This window comes from Mesorhizobium sp. PL10 (assembly GCF_053714315.1).
On the sequence record NZ_JBSKBR010000028.1, the window covers coordinates 1 to 15,465 of the forward strand.

A 15,465-nucleotide genomic window follows, 5' to 3' on the forward strand; every position below is an offset into this window, starting at 1 on the left:
CTACTGCCCTACTGCCCTACTGCCCTACTGCCCTACTGCCCTACTGCCCTACTGCCCTACTCCCCCACTCCCAATCGAGCATCATGTCCTACCAATCCCCAATCTCCCCCGGCCGCTCCTGGTACGAAGACACGGTCGGGCCACGCCCTGAATACCCGGCCCTCGACGATGATCGGTCTTGCGACGTTGTCATCGTCGGCGGCGGCTTCACCGGTCTTTCAGCGGCGGCGCATCTGACCAAGGCCGGCGTAGACGTCGTTCTGATCGAGGCACACCGCTTCGGCGACGGCGCTTCCGGGCGCAATGGCGGACAGCTCGGCACCGGCCAGCGCGCCTGGGCCGAGGAGATGCAGGCCGAATACGGGTTCTCCCGCGCCAAGGCGTTGTTCGATCTCGCCGAAGAAGCTAAGGCGCATCTGCTGGAATTCGCGGCCGTCAACCAGATCGATATCGACTACATGCCGGGCCAGCTGTCGGTGGCGCACAAGCCGCGCTATGTCGACGACTACAAGGCGCATGCCGAGATCATGGCGGGCCGCTTCAACTATCCGCACATCGCCTTCATGGATGCCAGGGAAACGGCCGAGCGGCTGGGCTCCACGCGCTACTTCGGCGGCACCCGCGACACCGGCACCGGGCACATACACCCGATGAAACTGGTGATCGGCACGGCAAAGGTGGCTGCCGCGGCCGGCGCCCATCTGTTCGAACAGACGCCGTCGACCGGCATCACGTCCATTGGCGGCAAGGTTAGGGTCATGACGCCGAGGGGCACCATCACCGCGCAGAAATGTCTGATCGGCGTCAACGCCTATGGCGGCACCCTCGAGCCGGTGAGTGCCGCGCACATCATGCCGATAGGGTCGTTCATCGGTGCCACCGTTCCACTCGGGGCGGCCTCGAAAGTGCTGCCGGGCGGCGAGGCGGTCGACGATTCGCGTTTCGTCGTGCGCTATTTCCGCAAATCCAGGGATGGAAGGCTGCTGTTCGGCGGGCGCGAGATCTATGGCGTCAACGACCCGAAGGACATCCACATTCATATCCGCCGGCAGATCTCCGAACTTTATCCCGACTTGAAGGATGTCGAGATCACGCATGGCTGGGGCGGCTATGTCGGCATCACCGTGCCGCGCAAACCATTCGTGCGCGAGGTAATGCCCAATGTGATCTCGGCCGGCGGCTATTCCGGTCACGGCGTCATGCTGTCGAACTTCTTCGGCAAACTCTATGCCGAAACCGTCGCCGGCAACCGCGATCGGCTCAGGCTGATCGAGGATTTGAACATCCCGGCCTTCCCCGGCGGCCGACGCTTTCGCACGCCGCTGCTGTTCCTGGCGCTCAACTGGTTTGCGCTGCGCGATCGAATCTAGAGCAACAAGCGATTCCGTCTGTAATATTCGTTGCTTGGGCGACACATTGCAGAATCTTTAACAAGGGTGCAGAATCCACGGTTGGGGCGCACTGATGCCACAATCGCGGGTAAAAGGTGCCGGTTCTGGGTGATTGAACGGGGACTTTTGCGGGCCTGCCCGCTTGTTTTTGGGACCGATGCCGATCGAATGCCGGCCTTCCGGCGCTGATCGAAAGAACATCGGCCGCATGTTGGAGGTGGCAAACGTGAACGAGCCCTTCAGTTTCGGTGCGCCGGAACGACGGCGCTTTGCCATGCAGTTCGGTTACGATATGCGGCCCTCCTTCTGGCAGGGGGTGCGCACGAATTCGCATCTGGTGATCGCCGCGGTCGGTACCGCAGCGCTGCTTGGCGTGGCGGGTATCGCGCTTTGGCTGGCGTTGCCGGCCAACGACCGGCAGGCGAGCGCCAGCACACAGCCTCTTTCGCAGCAGAGCGTTCCAACCGTCCCGGTCAAGACAACCAAGATCGCCCCGGTCACCCCTGCGGCCACAGTTGCCGCGGCAGCGGCGCCGCAGGCCGCACGCAAGGGCGATGCGGTTTCGCCGACGGTGGCTGCTGCGGCCGCCGCTATACCGGCGCTGGCGGCCAACGATCCGCGCTGGACTGCGCCGCAATCGAACAGCGGCGCTGAAGCCACGCCGTCCGATCAGGCCGCGACTGAGCAGACAGCCGCCAAACCGGCCGATGCGGCAGCTTACGAGGAGCCGTCGGCACAGAGCGATGCCACGACGCAGTTGTCCAAGGTTGCCGCACCAGACGCCGCTGCGAAGGACGATCACACCGACGGCGCGGAAACCGCCGCTATCCCGACACCGACACCGCAACTGCCGGATGCGCAATCTTCCCCAGCAGCGGATGATGCCCAGGCCAAAGCCCAGCCACAGAAGGTGGCTGCTGCCGATGCCACCGGACGCATACTCAGGACAGTGACAATGCGCACGGGTCCGAAGAAGAATGCCGCCGCCATGGGAACCGTGCCCGCCAAGTCATCGGTGCAGGTGGTGAGCTGCAAGAAATGGTGCCAAATCGTCTACAACGGCAAGCGCGGCTGGATTTACAAGAGCTACATCAAGACCGGGGCGTGAAGGCACGGTTGCGGCTCACCGGCCGATGAGCCGCAACAAACGCCGTCGCCGTCTGGCATGCTTTACCTGCCTGACATGGTCGCGATGCTCCTCGAACGGCACTTCGAACAGGCCGCACTGCCTGCATCCCTCGTTCTTGCCACAGTCCGGTATCCAGCATTTAACATCGTGGGTCCAAGCCAGCGCGATACGCTCCAGGTGAAGCTTGGGCGAACTTTTCAAAAGTATCAGTTCCCCCGGCACAGCCGTCTGCCTGACGTGGTCCGAGACTTCTTTCGGCGTACGCAGTTCGGCAAACCGGCCGCTATCACGATCGTTCTCACTGGCTCTCGAGCGATGGGCATTGTCCCCGGTGTAGATCACCTGATCGGCGATTTCCCGCGCCATTTTGTAGGCACTGGCGTATTTTCGGGTCGAGCCTGCGTAGTCTGAGATCTGGCCGAGAACGATACGTTTGCGCGCTACCTTGGCCCTGGCCACCATGTCGATGGCAAGATTGACCGAGTGCCAAGGCGACTTTGCGCTGTCGACGATGAATTGCGGGCCATCTTCGGCAACCACGACATCGCAGCGATTCGCCAACGGATGGAACGTCGCTACCCTCGCCGCCACCTTCTCCGGCGGAACGCCGAGTTCAAGGGCCGTGACGACGGCGGCAGTTACCGGCAACCAGAAATGGTCGCCCGGGAATAGCGTTTCGAGATCCAGAACGCCGCCACCCCAGCGGAGCGAGAATCGCAGCAGTTCCGGATAGGCAGCATGGATGTTCGTGACGCGATAGTCCGCGGCTTCCGATGTGCCGAATGTGACGACGCGGCCCGCGCCGGACGCCATTGCGAGCACATGCGGATCGTCGGCGTTGAGAATGGCAAGCCCGCTCGGCTCCAGCGCCTCGATCAGCGCCCGCTTTTCGCTGGCAACGTTCTCCAGGGTGCGGAAACTCGCAACATGCTCGAGCCGGACCATCGTAACGACGGCCACATGGGGGCGCAGCAATTCGGCCATCGGCCGGATCGAACCGACATTGAAGGCGCCAGCTTCAAAGACAACATAGTCGACATCGCCTGCTCGATTCAGTCGCTTATAGAGCGTGTTGACCAGCGCCTTCATCGTGTTGAACAGAACCTGCGCATGGACCGTGCCATGGCTGGCCAGGATGTGTCCCAGCAGGCTCGCCGATGTCGACTTGCCGGAACTGCCGGTGATGCCGATGAAAGTGGCCTTGCTTCTGGCGCGCCCGCGCTTGGCCAAGTACATCCTGAGGCGCCGCCCCAGATCTTCGCCGATTTTGCGCAGTTTCGCGTCCATTGCGCCGCCAAATCCCGAGCCAAGGCGCTTTATGCCTTCCTGCGGATGGTCAAGTCAAACCGCAGCCATGCAGGCCGGGAACGGGAACCCTCAGATACAGCGTCCGCCGTCGACCTCCAGCGCCACGCCGGTGACGAAGGCGGCTTCGTCCGAAGCAAGCCAGAGCGCGGCATTGGCGATATCAAGCGGCGTCGACAGGCGGCCGAGCGGGATCGAGGCGCGGAACTTCTCGCGGATTTCGGGCGTGTCGGCGCCCATGAATTTCTCCAGCATGGCGGTCTCGCCGGCGACCGGGCAGAGGCAGTTGACGCGGATGTTCTTGGGCGCGAGTTCGACCGCCATCGACTTGGTCGCGGTGATTGCCCAGCCTTTCGATGCATTGTACCAGGTAAGGCCCGGCCGCGGCCGCAGACCCGCGGTCGAAGCCGTGGTCAGGATGACGCCGCCGCCCTGCCGCTCCATGATCGGCACCACAGCAAGTGCGGCATGGTAGATCGCCTTCATGTTGACTGATGTGATCAGGTCGAAGGTGGCCTCGTCGACCTCGAGCATGTCACCGTTGCGATGGGTGTAGCCGGCATTGTTGACAATGATGTCGATGCGGCCGAAGGCGCTTTTGGCGGCATAGACCATCTCGTCGAATTCGGAACGCTGCGAAACGTCGGTCTGGGTCCAGATCGCTGCCTCACCTATTTCGGCGGCGACGCGTTCCGCGCCTTTGGCATTCAGGTCGGCGACGACAATTTTGGCGCCCTCCTGGGCAAAGCGCCTTGCCATGCCTTCGCCGAAACCCGCTGCCGCACCGGTGATGACGGCGACCTTGTTTTCCAGACGCATGCTCTTCCCGCTCCTTGAGACCATCCCGCAACGTGTACAGGGCGGCGGCCAACGCCACGCCCCGTGCCGCGACGGATTTCTCCCTTAGCTTTCGTCACATTCACGCTCTATGCTGCAGCTGCGAAAGCCTCCGGGAGCCGTTGCCTATCGACAAGCCTCCGGCCGGCGCCAGTGTCAAGACACATTTGGACCGACTCAATATCCAGTGATTGGTCCGTGATGTGACACCATGGCACTGGATAATTTAAATCGATTAGATTATACCCAGCCGCGTCACAGCGTGCGGCGTCAAAGCGGACAGACCATGACCAGCCAGATCATCCCCGTCGATCCTTTCGACTTCATCATTTTCGGCGGTACCGGCGATCTGTCGGAACGCAAGCTGCTGCCATCGCTCTACCATCGGCAGCGCGACCATCAGTTTTCCGAACCGACCCGGATCATCGGCACCTCGCGTTCGAAGATGACCGATGCGGAGTTCCAGGCTTTCGCCAAACAGGCAATTTCCGACCACGTCAAGCCGGACGATATCGACGCCCAGGAATTGAAGACCTTCCTTGCCCGGCTGTCCTACGTGTCCGCCGACGCGACCACGGGCGCCGGCTTCGACAAGCTGAAAAAGGCGATCGGCGACAGCGACCGCATCCGCGCTTTCTATCTGGCGGTGGCGCCGGCGCTGTTCGGCGACATCTCGCACCAGCTGAAAGCGCACAATCTGATCACACCGAATTCACGCATCGTGCTGGAGAAGCCGATCGGCCGCGACCTCGATTCGGCGCGCAAGCTCAACGATCTGGTCGGCGACGACTTCCACGAAAGTCAGATCTTCCGCATCGACCACTATCTCGGCAAGGAAACGGTGCAGAACCTGATGGCGCTGCGCTTTGCCAATGCGCTCTACGAGCCGTTGTGGAACTCGGCACATATCGACCATGTGCAGATCACGGTGGCCGAGACTGTCGGCCTGGAAGACCGTGTCACCTATTACGACAAGGCTGGCGCGCTGCGCGACATGGTGCAGAACCACATACTGCAGCTTTTGTGCCTGGTCGCGATGGAGGCTCCATCGTCCATGGATGCGGACGCGGTGCGCGACGAAAAGCTGAAGGTGTTGCGCGCGCTGAAGCGCATCAACGGTAACGAGGCGCCCAAGCATACAGTGCGCGGCCAGTATCGCGCCGGCGCCTCGTCCGGCGGCGCCGTCAAAGGGTATGTCGAGGAGCTCGGCAAGGACAGCAACACCGAGACCTTCGTCGCCATCAAGGCCGAGATCGGCAACTGGCGCTGGGCCGGCGTGCCGTTTTACCTCCGAACTGGCAAGCGCCTGGCGACTCGGGTCTCTGAAATCGTCATCGAGTTCAAGCCGATCCCGCATTCGATCTTCGGCGACAGCGCAGGGCCGATCTTCGCCAACCAGCTGGTCATCCGGCTGCAGCCCGACGAAGGCGTCAAACAGTTCATCATGATCAAGGATCCGGGTCCGGGCGGCATGCGGCTGCGCCAGATTCCTCTCGACATGAGCTTCGCAACTTCCTTCGACGGTCGCGCGCCCGATGCCTATGAGCGGCTGATCATGGATGTCGTGCGCGGCAACCAGACGCTGTTCATGCGCCGCGACGAAGTCGAGGCGGCATGGAAATGGATCGACCCGATCCAGAATGCCTGGGAGAGCGCCAGGCAGGAGGCGCAAGGCTATACGGCCGGCACATGGGGTCCCTCGGCCTCGATTGCGCTGATCGAACGCGACGGGCGGACATGGCACGAGAGCAATTGAGCGAGCCCGCTTACAGCTGGAACAGCTTTGCCGGACGCCAGGATCTGGCGGCCGCCCTTGCCAGCAATGTCGCGGCGCGCCTGACCAGGGCTATCGACGAGCGCGGCACGGCCCTCATCGCCGTTTCCGGCGGCACCACGCCGGCGAAGTTCTTTGCAGCACTTTCGGCCATTCCGATCGCCTGGAACAAGGTCACGGTGACACTGGTCGACGAGCGGTTCGTGCCGGCCTCCTCTCCGCGCTCGAATGCCGGGCTGGTTGCCGCCAACCTGCTCCAGAACGCGGCCGCCGCCGCGCACTTCGTGCCGATGTATCATGAGGCCGCGAGCATCGAGACCGCCGCGGCGTCCGACGACACGGCACTCCAGGCACTGCCCTGGCCGCTCGACGTCGTCGTGCTCGGCATGGGCGGCGACGGCCACACCGCTTCGTTCTTTCCCGATGCTGACAATCTCCCCGCCTTGCTCGATCCCGCCTCGCAGAGGATCGTGCTGCCGGTGCATGCACCGAGCGGCGGCGAGCCGCGGCTGACCCTATCGATGGCGCGCATCATCGCCGCCGGCTTCATCGCGCTGCATATCGAAGGCGAGGACAAGCGCATCGCCTTCGAGAATGCGATGGGACCGGGTGCGAAGAAGCCCATTCGCAAAGTGCTCGAAGCAGCACCCATACCAGTAGAGGTGTTCTGGGCACCCTGATTTTAACGAAAGCAGTCCCGGCAAACAGTGGGAGGACGTTCTCCGGGGCTCGAAAGGACCGACCATGACAGCCAGACGCGACATCGAAGCCATCACGGAACGCATCCGCCAGCGCTCGAAAGCCGGCCGCGAGCGCTATCTCGGCCGTATCGCCGAAGCCTCGAACCGCACCGCCAACCGTTCGGTGTTGTCCTGCGGCAACCTCGCGCATGGCTTTGCCGTCTGCAGCCCGTCTGAAAAGGTGGCGCTTGGCGCCGACAAGGTGCCCAACCTCGGCATCATCACCTCCTACAATGACATGCTGTCGGCGCATCAGCCCTTCGAGACGTTCCCGGCGCTGATCAAGGATGCCGCGCGGGAAGTTGGTGGCATCGCGCAAGTGGCCGGCGGCGTGCCGGCCATGTGCGACGGCGTGACCCAGGGACAGCCCGGCATGGAGCTGTCGCTGTTTTCGCGCGACGTGATTGCCATGGCTGCGGCAGTCGGCCTGTCGCACAACATGTTCGACGCCGCCGTCTATCTTGGCGTCTGCGACAAGATCGTGCCGGGGTTGGTGATCGCGGCCCTCACCTTCGGCCATCTGCCGGCCGTCTTCGTGCCGGCCGGGCCGATGACGACGGGCCTGCCAAACGACGAGAAGGCCAAGGTTCGCCAGCTCTATGCCGAAGGCAAAGCCGGTCGGGCCGAACTACTCGAGGCCGAATCCAAATCCTACCATGGGCCAGGCACCTGCACCTTCTACGGTACCGCCAACTCCAACCAGATGCTGATGGAGATCATGGGCCTGCACACGCCGGGCGCCTCGTTCGTCAATCCGGGTACGTCGCTGCGCGACGCGCTGACGCGTGAGGCAACGAAGCGGGCGCTGGCGATCACCGCACTCGGCAACGCCTACACGCCGGTCGGCCGGATGATCGACGAACGCTCTTTCGTCAACGGAGTCGTCGGCCTGCACGCCACCGGCGGCTCGACCAACCACACCATCCATCTCATCGCCATGGCCGCGGCGGCCGGCATCATGCTGACCTGGCAGGACATTTCCGACCTGTCGGAAGCCGTGCCGCTGCTTGCCCGTGTCTATCCGAACGGGCTCGCCGACGTGAACCATTTCCATGCCGCCGGCGGGCTCGGCTTCCTGATCCGCGAACTGCTCGATGAAGGCGTCCTGCATGAGGACGTACAGACGGTGTGGGGCGAAGGTCTCCGGCCCTACGCGGTCGAGGCTAAACTCGGCGAAGACGGCAGCGTGGTGCGCGAAGCCTCGCCACTGCAGAGCGGCGACGAGAAGGTGCTGGCGCCGTTCAAAAAAGCATTCCAGCCGACCGGCGGCCTGAAGGTGCTTGCCGGCAATCTCGGCCACGCCGTCATCAAGACCTCGGCGGTGAAGCCGGAACGACGCGTCATCGAGGCGCCGGCCAAGGTGTTCGACAGCCAGCAAGGCCTGAACGAAGCCTTCAAAGCCGGCACGCTCACCGGCGACTTCATCGCCGTCATCCGTTTCCAGGGCCCGAAGGCCAACGGCATGCCGGAACTGCACAAGCTCACCACCGTGCTCGGCATCCTCCAGGACCGCGGCCAGCGCGTCGCGCTGGTCACCGACGGGCGCATGTCGGGCGCTTCCGGCAAGGTGCCGGCGGCGATCCATGTGACACCGGAAGCGGTCGAGGAAGGACCTATCGCCAGGATCCATGACGGCGATATCATCCGCCTCGACGCCGACGCCGGCACGCTGGAAGTGCTGGTGCCAGGCCCCGAGCTTGCACTGCGCCGCACGGCCGATATCGACCTCATCGGCAACGAGTTCGGCTTCGGCCGCGAGTTGTTCGCCGGCTTCCGCCAGCTGGTCGGCCGCGCCGACCATGGCGCCAGCGCTTTCGGTACCGCCTGAGCCATCATTTCGACGAGATATAAAAAGGGCGGCTCAAGGCCGCCCTTTTTTCGTTTGCGATGAAACGCCAATTACGGCTGCACCGTAATCTCGCTCCTTTCGCCGGCCTTGACCGTCACCGGCATTTCCTTGTCATGACCTTCATCGGACATGTGGCGAACGACGACATAGTCGCCGGCGGGAATGGTCTGCTGCCAGGTGTCACCATAGCTCAGGCCAAGCGCCTTGCGATTGCCCTGGATGTCCTTCTTCGACGACAGCACCTCGATCGAATAGGCGCCCGGCGCCGACATGGCCAGCACGCCGGCATCGAGCGTCACTTTGAGATCCTTGACGTCGCCAGCCTTGACGCTGAACGGCTGCTCGACGGTCGCGAGGTCGAGCGCGGTGACCGCGACATAGTCATCCGGCGGCAGCCAGAACTTGCTGTCCGGGCCATAGGAATGGGCGACATCTTCGCGCGTGCCGTCGATCTTTTTCTTGGCCTTGACGATCTGGATGCTGATGCCCGACGAGTCGGCCTTGTCGCCGCCTGCGGTGTAGTAGGCGTTGACGACGGCATGGCCGACGCCGACGACGATGTCCTTTTCGACCGTTTGACCGGCCGCGAGCTGGATGGTCTCGCTCACCGAGCCGCTGCCGATCGCCACCGTGACCTTCTGTTCGCCGGCCGGCACGATGATCTTGGTGTCGCCATAATGGGTCGTGCTGCCGCCCGGGAAGGCGAAGTCGACATGAGCCTCGTCGCTGATATCGGCACCCTGGTAAGCCCTAGGATGGATGAGCATGGTGCCGGCGTTCAAGGTGAAGAGCGGCTTGTAGACCTGGCCGGCCTCGATCTTGACCTTCTGTTCCACCTGAGCTTCGTCGGCGCGCGCGACGACGACATAGTCGCCCGGCTCGAGGTTGGCCTCGTAGCTGTTGTACTGTGTGGTGACGGACTCGCCGCGCGTGCCATCGGGCTTGGCCTTGTAGACCTCCCACGCATTGCCATCGGTGATCGGATCGCCGCCTTCGGCCATGACCACGCTCGGTATGAAATTGAATTCGGGCTTTGCCGGTTCGGGCGCTGGGGCAGGCGCCGGTGCGGGTTCAGGCGCAGGGGCCGGGGCCGGAGCGGCGACGGTTTCGACCAACGCCTCCTGCAGCGCCTTCTCGTCCGAAGCCTGGATGTATTTGCCGCCGGTGTTGTCGGCGAGGCAGGCGATCTGCTTGCCCTCGTCGGCGGTCAGGCCGAAGCCGACGACGTCGGCGGTGAAGTCGACGCCTGACGCTTCCAGTTCCTTGCCCAGCGCGCAAGGGTCGCCGCCGCAGGTCTCAAGCCCGTCGGTGATGAGGACTACGGTCGCCTTGTCCTCGGTGTATTTCAAGGCTTCGGCCGCCTGCTTGACGGCAGCGGTCAGCGGCGTCTTGCCGAGGAATTTCATGCTGTCGGCGGCGGCCGAAATGGCGCTTGCCGAGCCGGCCTGCGGCGGCACGATCAGCTCGATGTCCTCGCAACTGCCTTTCTCGCGGTGGCCATAGGCCATGAAGCCGATCTCGTCGTCGGCGGGGACCGACTGCAGCACGGTCCTGAGCGATTCGCGCGCGATTTCGAGCTTCGGCTTGCCGTCGATCTGGGCCCACATCGAGCCTGAGGCGTCAAGAATGATGATGACCTTGTTCGCGGCAAAGCCGAGCGAAGTCATCGACAAAAGGAGCAGCGCCGCAGCGACGCTCCGCAAAAGTCCCGCCATTGGAATCTCCTTGAGGCCGCCCTCTGATCCGCGCCGGACGCTATTTGACAGCGCGTCCGGACACAAGCCTAGAGCGGTCACGAACGTTTGCAGTGTAACAGGATCGGCGCTGGCCAAGGCCGGTTCCGAAGCTGGCTCAGCACCGTATCAGTAGGTGGTGCGCCGCTCCTCCGAGGGCGGACGGCCGAACTGCAGCCGGTAGCTCTGCGCAAAATAAGAGTGCGAGGTGAAGCCGGTGGCAATGGCCACGTCGAGGATCGGCATGTTGGTCTGGCGCAGCAATTCACGCGCCCGCTCGAGCCTGAGCCGCATATAGTAGCGGCCGGGCGTGACGCTCAAATGGCGCAGGAACAGGCGCTCGACCTGGCGCACCGAAAGGCCCGCCGATTTGGCGAGTTGCACCGCCGACAGGGGCTCGTCGAGATGGTCGGCCATCAGCTCGACGATGCGTCTAAGCTTCTCCGACTTGCCGGTGAGGTCGCGCTCCGGTCCGACGCGTTGGCGGTCGCCGGCGGAGCGGATGCGTTCGTGCTGGAACTGGTTGGCGACGCCATTGGCGAGGTTCGACCCGAAATCGCCGCGCACGATCTCCAGCATCAGATCGATCGAGGTGGTGCCGCCGGCACAGGTGTAGCGCTTGCGGTCGATCTCGAAGACGTTGCCGGTGCAGTTGATGTCGGGAAAGCGCTCGACGAAGCCGGCGCGGTTTTCCCAATGGATGGTGCAGCGATAGCCTTCGAGTTGACCGGCTTCGGCGAGCAGGTAAGAACCGACCGACAGCGCGCCAAGCGCATTGCCGCGCCGGCCCCAGCTGCGCAGCGCAGCCAGCACCTTGCTCTTACCGGGGAATTCGATCGACAGGCCTACCGACACGAACAGGATGTCAACCGGCGGCAGGTCGGCGACGGCATAGTCGATCTTGAGCGGCAAGCCGTTGGAGGCCATGACCGAATCGCCGTCGGCTGAGACCGTCGTCCAGCCGTAGAAATCGCGGCCGAGCAGGCGGTTGGCCGAGCGGAAAGTGTCGATCGCCGCGGCCAGCGAAAACATCGAAAACTTGTCGACCAGCAGGAACGCGAATTGCCGGCCGCCCTGAACGGGATCATCCATGACCGGCCGTTCTACAGGAACACTGGGGTTCGGCAAAGAAGCTGCTTTCTGGGTCAGAAGGAAGGCCGCTTCAAGCCGGCCGCAAGATAGGCTGAGGCTAACGTATTGGCCATCAGCATGGCAATGGTCATCGGGCCGACACCGCCCGGCACAGGGGTGATGGCGCCGGCGGCCTGCGACGCCTCGGCATAGGCGACGTCGCCGACGAGGCGGCTCTTGCCCTCGCCCTTCTCGGGTGCGGCGATTCGGTTGATTCCGACATCGATTACGGTGGCACCCGGCTTGACCCAGTCGCCTTTGACCATTTCGGGCCGGCCGACGGCAGCCACCAGAATATCGGCGGTGCGGGCCAGCGCCGGCAGGTCCTTGGTGCGGCTATGGGCAATGGTGACGGTGCAGTTGGCGGCCAGGAGTAAATTGGCCATCGGCTTGCCGACAATGTTGGAGCGGCCGACGACGACCGCATTGAGGCCGGAAAGATCCTTGCCGCGCACGCGTTCGATCAGCAGCATGGAACCCGCCGGCGTGCAGGGTACGAAGGCGGTTTCGAGTTCGCCGGTGCCGAGCTTGCCGACATTGATGAAATGGAAGCCGTCGACATCCTTTTGCGGCGCGATGGCCTGGATGATCTTGCCGGCATCGATATGGGCGGGAAGCGGCAGCTGAACCAGAATGCCGTTGACGGCCGGATCGGCATTGAGCTCGCCGATGATCTTGAGCAGCGCCTCCTCGGACGTGTCGGCCGGCAGCGTGTGCTGCAGCGAATGAAAGCCGCATTCCTTGGCGGTGCGCGACTTGGAGGCGACATAGACCTGGCTCGCCGGGTCCTCGCCGACGATAACCACCGCCAGGCCGGGCTTGGTGTTGCCCTTGGCGATCAGGTCCTCGGTCAAGGCCTTGACCCTCTGAACCACCTCTCCGGCGACGCTCTTTCCGTCAATCACTTCGGCCATGAACCATCCTCGACATCATTCCAGCCAAGGCGCGGCGCGCCCTGAACGTTGTTTCGTGCATGTCGTTGTTTCAAACGTCGCGCCCATTCGGGTCAAGCCCGTCGGCAGCGCTTTTTGAGCGCCATGCTGCGCGGCATTTTCACGAAATTTGGCCCAGGCAATCCCGTCAAAGCGCCGTCAGATGCCGCTAACTCGAAACCCGCAGCTTTTATTCCGTGCTGACGGGCTCAGAAATAGCGGCGGCGCGAACGGTTTTCGGTGAGCTCGCGGACTGCCTCGCGAAATTCGCGCAGACCGGCGCGGATATCGTCGATTTCTGCCTGCTGGTCGTCCGACGCCGCCTCGGCCGGCTGCGGAGAAGACCACCTCTCGGGCGCTGCCTGCATTGGCTGCTCCGAATAGAGGTAGTCGGCCGGTCGACCGGGCTGCGTGTAGCCGGCACGCTGCCCATAGGGATAGGCGTCCGGACCCTCTTGCCGGAAGTCCGGCTGGTAGTAGCCGGCGGGCTCCTGCACCGGCCTTGCATCTTCGGCGGCTGGTTGGGCGCGGGACGTCTTGACGGGCCGTTCTCCTGACGTCACGCTGCCTGGTATGGCTTTGCGCATCGCCGAGAACAGGCCACCGAACAGACCTGGGCCGCGGGCGGGAGTGGCCTCGACCGGCAACACCGGAGGTGCTGGAGGCGGCGGAGACACAGGCAGCGGCGCGCGATAGACCTTGTCTTCGACAGGGGGCCGGCGTTCGTCCATCCTGCCGCGCGAACGCGAGCCAGCGGCGTCGCGCAGGCTTGCAAAGGCGCCGCGCATCGCACCGAGACCGACGCCGGAAGCAAGGCCGAGCAGCAGGCCGGCCAGCGCTATTACGGCCCGCGACGGTCCGATGGATTCGAGTGGCGGTTGCGCGGGGGTCATCAGATTGATGTTGGTGGTGTTGATGTTTTGCTGTTCGCCGGTCTCCTTGGCGCGCAGAAGGTATTGTTCATAGACGTTGCGCTTGGCGGTGGCATCGCGCTCCAGTTCGCGCAGGCTGACCAGGTCGCTGTTGACGTCGCCGCTCTGGACCTTTGCCTGCGCTAGGCGGGAAGCGAGATCCTGCTCGAGTTGAACCGAGCGCTTCAAGTCGACCTGTAGCGACGACGCGATGCGGCGCAGTTCGCCTGCGATGCGCTCGCGTGATCCGTCGAGCTGGGCGTTGAGCGCCTGGTATTCGGGATGACGCGGCCCCAGCCGCACGGCGGCACGGTCGGCCTCCTGCTTCAACGCTGCGTATTGCGCGCGCAGTTCGCTCATCGTGTTGGAATTGATTTCTTCCGGCAAAGTGCCGTTGATGACCGAGTTGACGTCCAGCGAACGTGCCGACGCCGCCCGGGCGTTGAGTTCCAGCGTGCGGGCACGGGCGACGGAGAGCTGCTCGTTGAGCTTCAGCATCTGGTCGTCGCTGATCAGATGGCCCTGCGCGTCGACGAGATCATGCGTGGCCCTGAAATCCTCGACCTTGCGCTCGGCCGTCTCGACATCCTTACGCAGGTCATCGAGCTTGGCCGTCAGTTGGTCCGTCGCGCGTCCGGCCATCCCGAACTGGTATTGGGCCGCCTCCTGCTGGAATACGTTCCTCGTCGTGTTGGCGATCTCCGCCGACTTGTCGGCACTTTGGGTGGTGGCGCTGATGGAAACGACAAAGCTCTTGCCGCTGCGCTCGACCGACAGGCTCTTGGCCAGATTGCCGACCGCCAGCGCCTGGCGGCGCACTTCACCGGCACCGCCAGGTCCATCCTGGCGCGACAGGATCGAACGGATGAGCGACATGACGCCGAGGCCGCCGGAGCCCTGTCCGTTGAACTCCGGATCGTCGACAAGATTTAGATCGGCGACGACCTTGTCGAGGACTTTGCCTGATGTCACCATCTTGATACGGGTTTCGACGACGGCCAGCGCCGCGTCGGGCTGCCCGACCGGTTGGGTGAGATCGTTGTCGGAAAGCTTCAGGTCGCCTGGCTCGATGACCATTTGGGTTGTGGCTTCGTATTTCTTCGGCGTCGAAACGGCAACGGCAACGCCAAGCACCGTTCCCAGTATCGTCGTCGAGACGATCAGCAGCTTGGATCGGGTGATGCCGCGGATGACCTGTAGCGGATCGATCAGCGGCTTCCATTCCTGATCGTCGCCATCCCGCCGCTGCTCGTCGGCATAACGGGGCTCGTAGGCGGCGCGAGAGCGATCGAAACCCCGGGCAGGCTCCTGACGCCGAACAGGCTCTTCGGCCGCACCGGCTCTCGGATAGCGGACAGCTTCGTCTGCTTGAGACCATGTGCTGGCCGCCGAAACTGATTCGCCGGCGGCCTGGAACTGCGGCGGCCCGGGCGGTGACGCTGGCGCGGGGTTCGACTGCGCCTCGCGTTGCGAGCGGGCGATCCGGTGACGCGTGGCGGCGTCCTCGCGCCATGACGGGTCGGCCCGGTCGCCGATGGAGACCGGCGACGCATCCGCCGCCTCGTCGCCGCGCACAGCTCTGCCGAGCGCCAAGAGGGAGCGCTCGCGCCTCCAGTCTTCACGGTTTTCCCTGTCGACCATTGTCTCGAAACTTTACCCTTGGCGGCTTGGGAGCGGCGGTCGGCCAATCGTTAAGCCACGCTAAACAGGCATGGGAAACAAAAGGTTAATTT

11 protein-coding genes are annotated in these 15,465 nt (G+C 63.7%); 5 read left to right on the plus strand and 6 right to left on the minus strand.

All coding sequences use genetic code 11. The annotated features are described in order from the left end of the window. The first annotated feature begins 83 nt into the window (after window positions 1-83). Both ACWGTO_RS28375 and ACWGTO_RS28380 read left to right on the plus strand, forming a co-directional pair. Window positions 84-1,370 carry an NAD(P)/FAD-dependent oxidoreductase gene (locus tag ACWGTO_RS28375; RefSeq protein ID WP_454578096.1) on the plus strand — a complete coding sequence of 429 codons (1,287 nt, stop codon included), beginning with the start codon at window positions 84-86 and terminating at the stop codon, window positions 1,368-1,370. A 247-nt stretch (window positions 1,371-1,617) separates the two neighbouring features. Beyond that, window positions 1,618-2,499: an SH3 domain-containing protein gene (locus tag ACWGTO_RS28380; RefSeq protein WP_454578097.1), complete on the plus strand. Its 882-nt coding sequence runs from the start codon at window positions 1,618-1,620 to the stop codon at window positions 2,497-2,499. Window positions 2,500-2,514: 15 nt separating this feature from the next. Here ACWGTO_RS28380 and ACWGTO_RS28385 read toward each other — a convergent pair whose 3' ends face one another. Continuing rightward, window positions 2,515-3,807: a Mur ligase family protein gene (locus tag ACWGTO_RS28385; protein WP_454578098.1), complete on the minus strand. Its 1,293-nt coding sequence runs from the start codon at window positions 3,805-3,807 to the stop codon at window positions 2,515-2,517. Window positions 3,808-3,897: 90 nt separating this feature from the next. Beyond that, a complete protein-coding gene (locus ACWGTO_RS28390) occupies window positions 3,898-4,644 on the minus strand; it encodes an SDR family oxidoreductase (RefSeq protein ID WP_454578099.1) in 747 nt (248 codons plus the stop codon). Between the two features lie 304 nt (window positions 4,645-4,948). Here ACWGTO_RS28390 and zwf point away from each other — a divergent pair, with 304 nt between their 5' ends. From zwf to edd, 3 genes are all read left to right on the plus strand, one after another. Then, complete coding sequence (zwf, locus tag ACWGTO_RS28395; protein ID WP_454578100.1) at window positions 4,949-6,418, plus strand: glucose-6-phosphate dehydrogenase; 1,470 nt, start codon at window positions 4,949-4,951, stop codon at window positions 6,416-6,418. Next, the gene (gene pgl / locus ACWGTO_RS28400; RefSeq protein ID WP_454578101.1) at window positions 6,400-7,116 is read left to right on the plus strand and encodes a 6-phosphogluconolactonase; all 717 of its coding nucleotides are present in this window, start codon (window positions 6,400-6,402) and stop codon (window positions 7,114-7,116) included. The genes zwf and pgl overlap by 19 nt, the downstream gene beginning before the upstream one ends. Window positions 7,117-7,180: 64 nt before the next feature. Next, window positions 7,181-9,004 (plus strand): phosphogluconate dehydratase, encoded by a 1,824-nt coding sequence (gene edd, locus ACWGTO_RS28405; RefSeq protein WP_454578102.1) that lies wholly within the window; start codon window positions 7,181-7,183, stop codon window positions 9,002-9,004. Between the two features lie 71 nt (window positions 9,005-9,075). Here the strand turns inward: edd and ACWGTO_RS28410 are convergent, their stop codons facing one another. The 4 genes from ACWGTO_RS28410 to ACWGTO_RS28425 form a co-directional block, all read right to left on the minus strand. Next, window positions 9,076-10,740, minus strand: a complete 1,665-nt coding sequence (locus ACWGTO_RS28410; RefSeq protein WP_454578103.1) for a vWA domain-containing protein — start codon at window positions 10,738-10,740, stop codon at window positions 9,076-9,078. Window positions 10,741-10,887: 147 nt separating this feature from the next. After that, a complete protein-coding gene (locus ACWGTO_RS28415) occupies window positions 10,888-11,850 on the minus strand; it encodes a GlxA family transcriptional regulator (RefSeq protein ID WP_454578104.1) in 963 nt (320 codons plus the stop codon). Window positions 11,851-11,903: 53 nt separating this feature from the next. Then, entirely contained in the window at window positions 11,904-12,803 is a 900-nt protein-coding gene (gene folD, locus ACWGTO_RS28420; RefSeq protein WP_454578105.1) for a bifunctional methylenetetrahydrofolate dehydrogenase/methenyltetrahydrofolate cyclohydrolase FolD, read from the minus strand. A 227-nt stretch (window positions 12,804-13,030) separates the two neighbouring features. Further along, window positions 13,031-15,373, minus strand: a complete 2,343-nt coding sequence (locus ACWGTO_RS28425) for a GumC family protein (RefSeq protein ID WP_454578106.1) — start codon at window positions 15,371-15,373, stop codon at window positions 13,031-13,033. Window positions 15,374-15,465 lie beyond the last annotated feature (92 nt).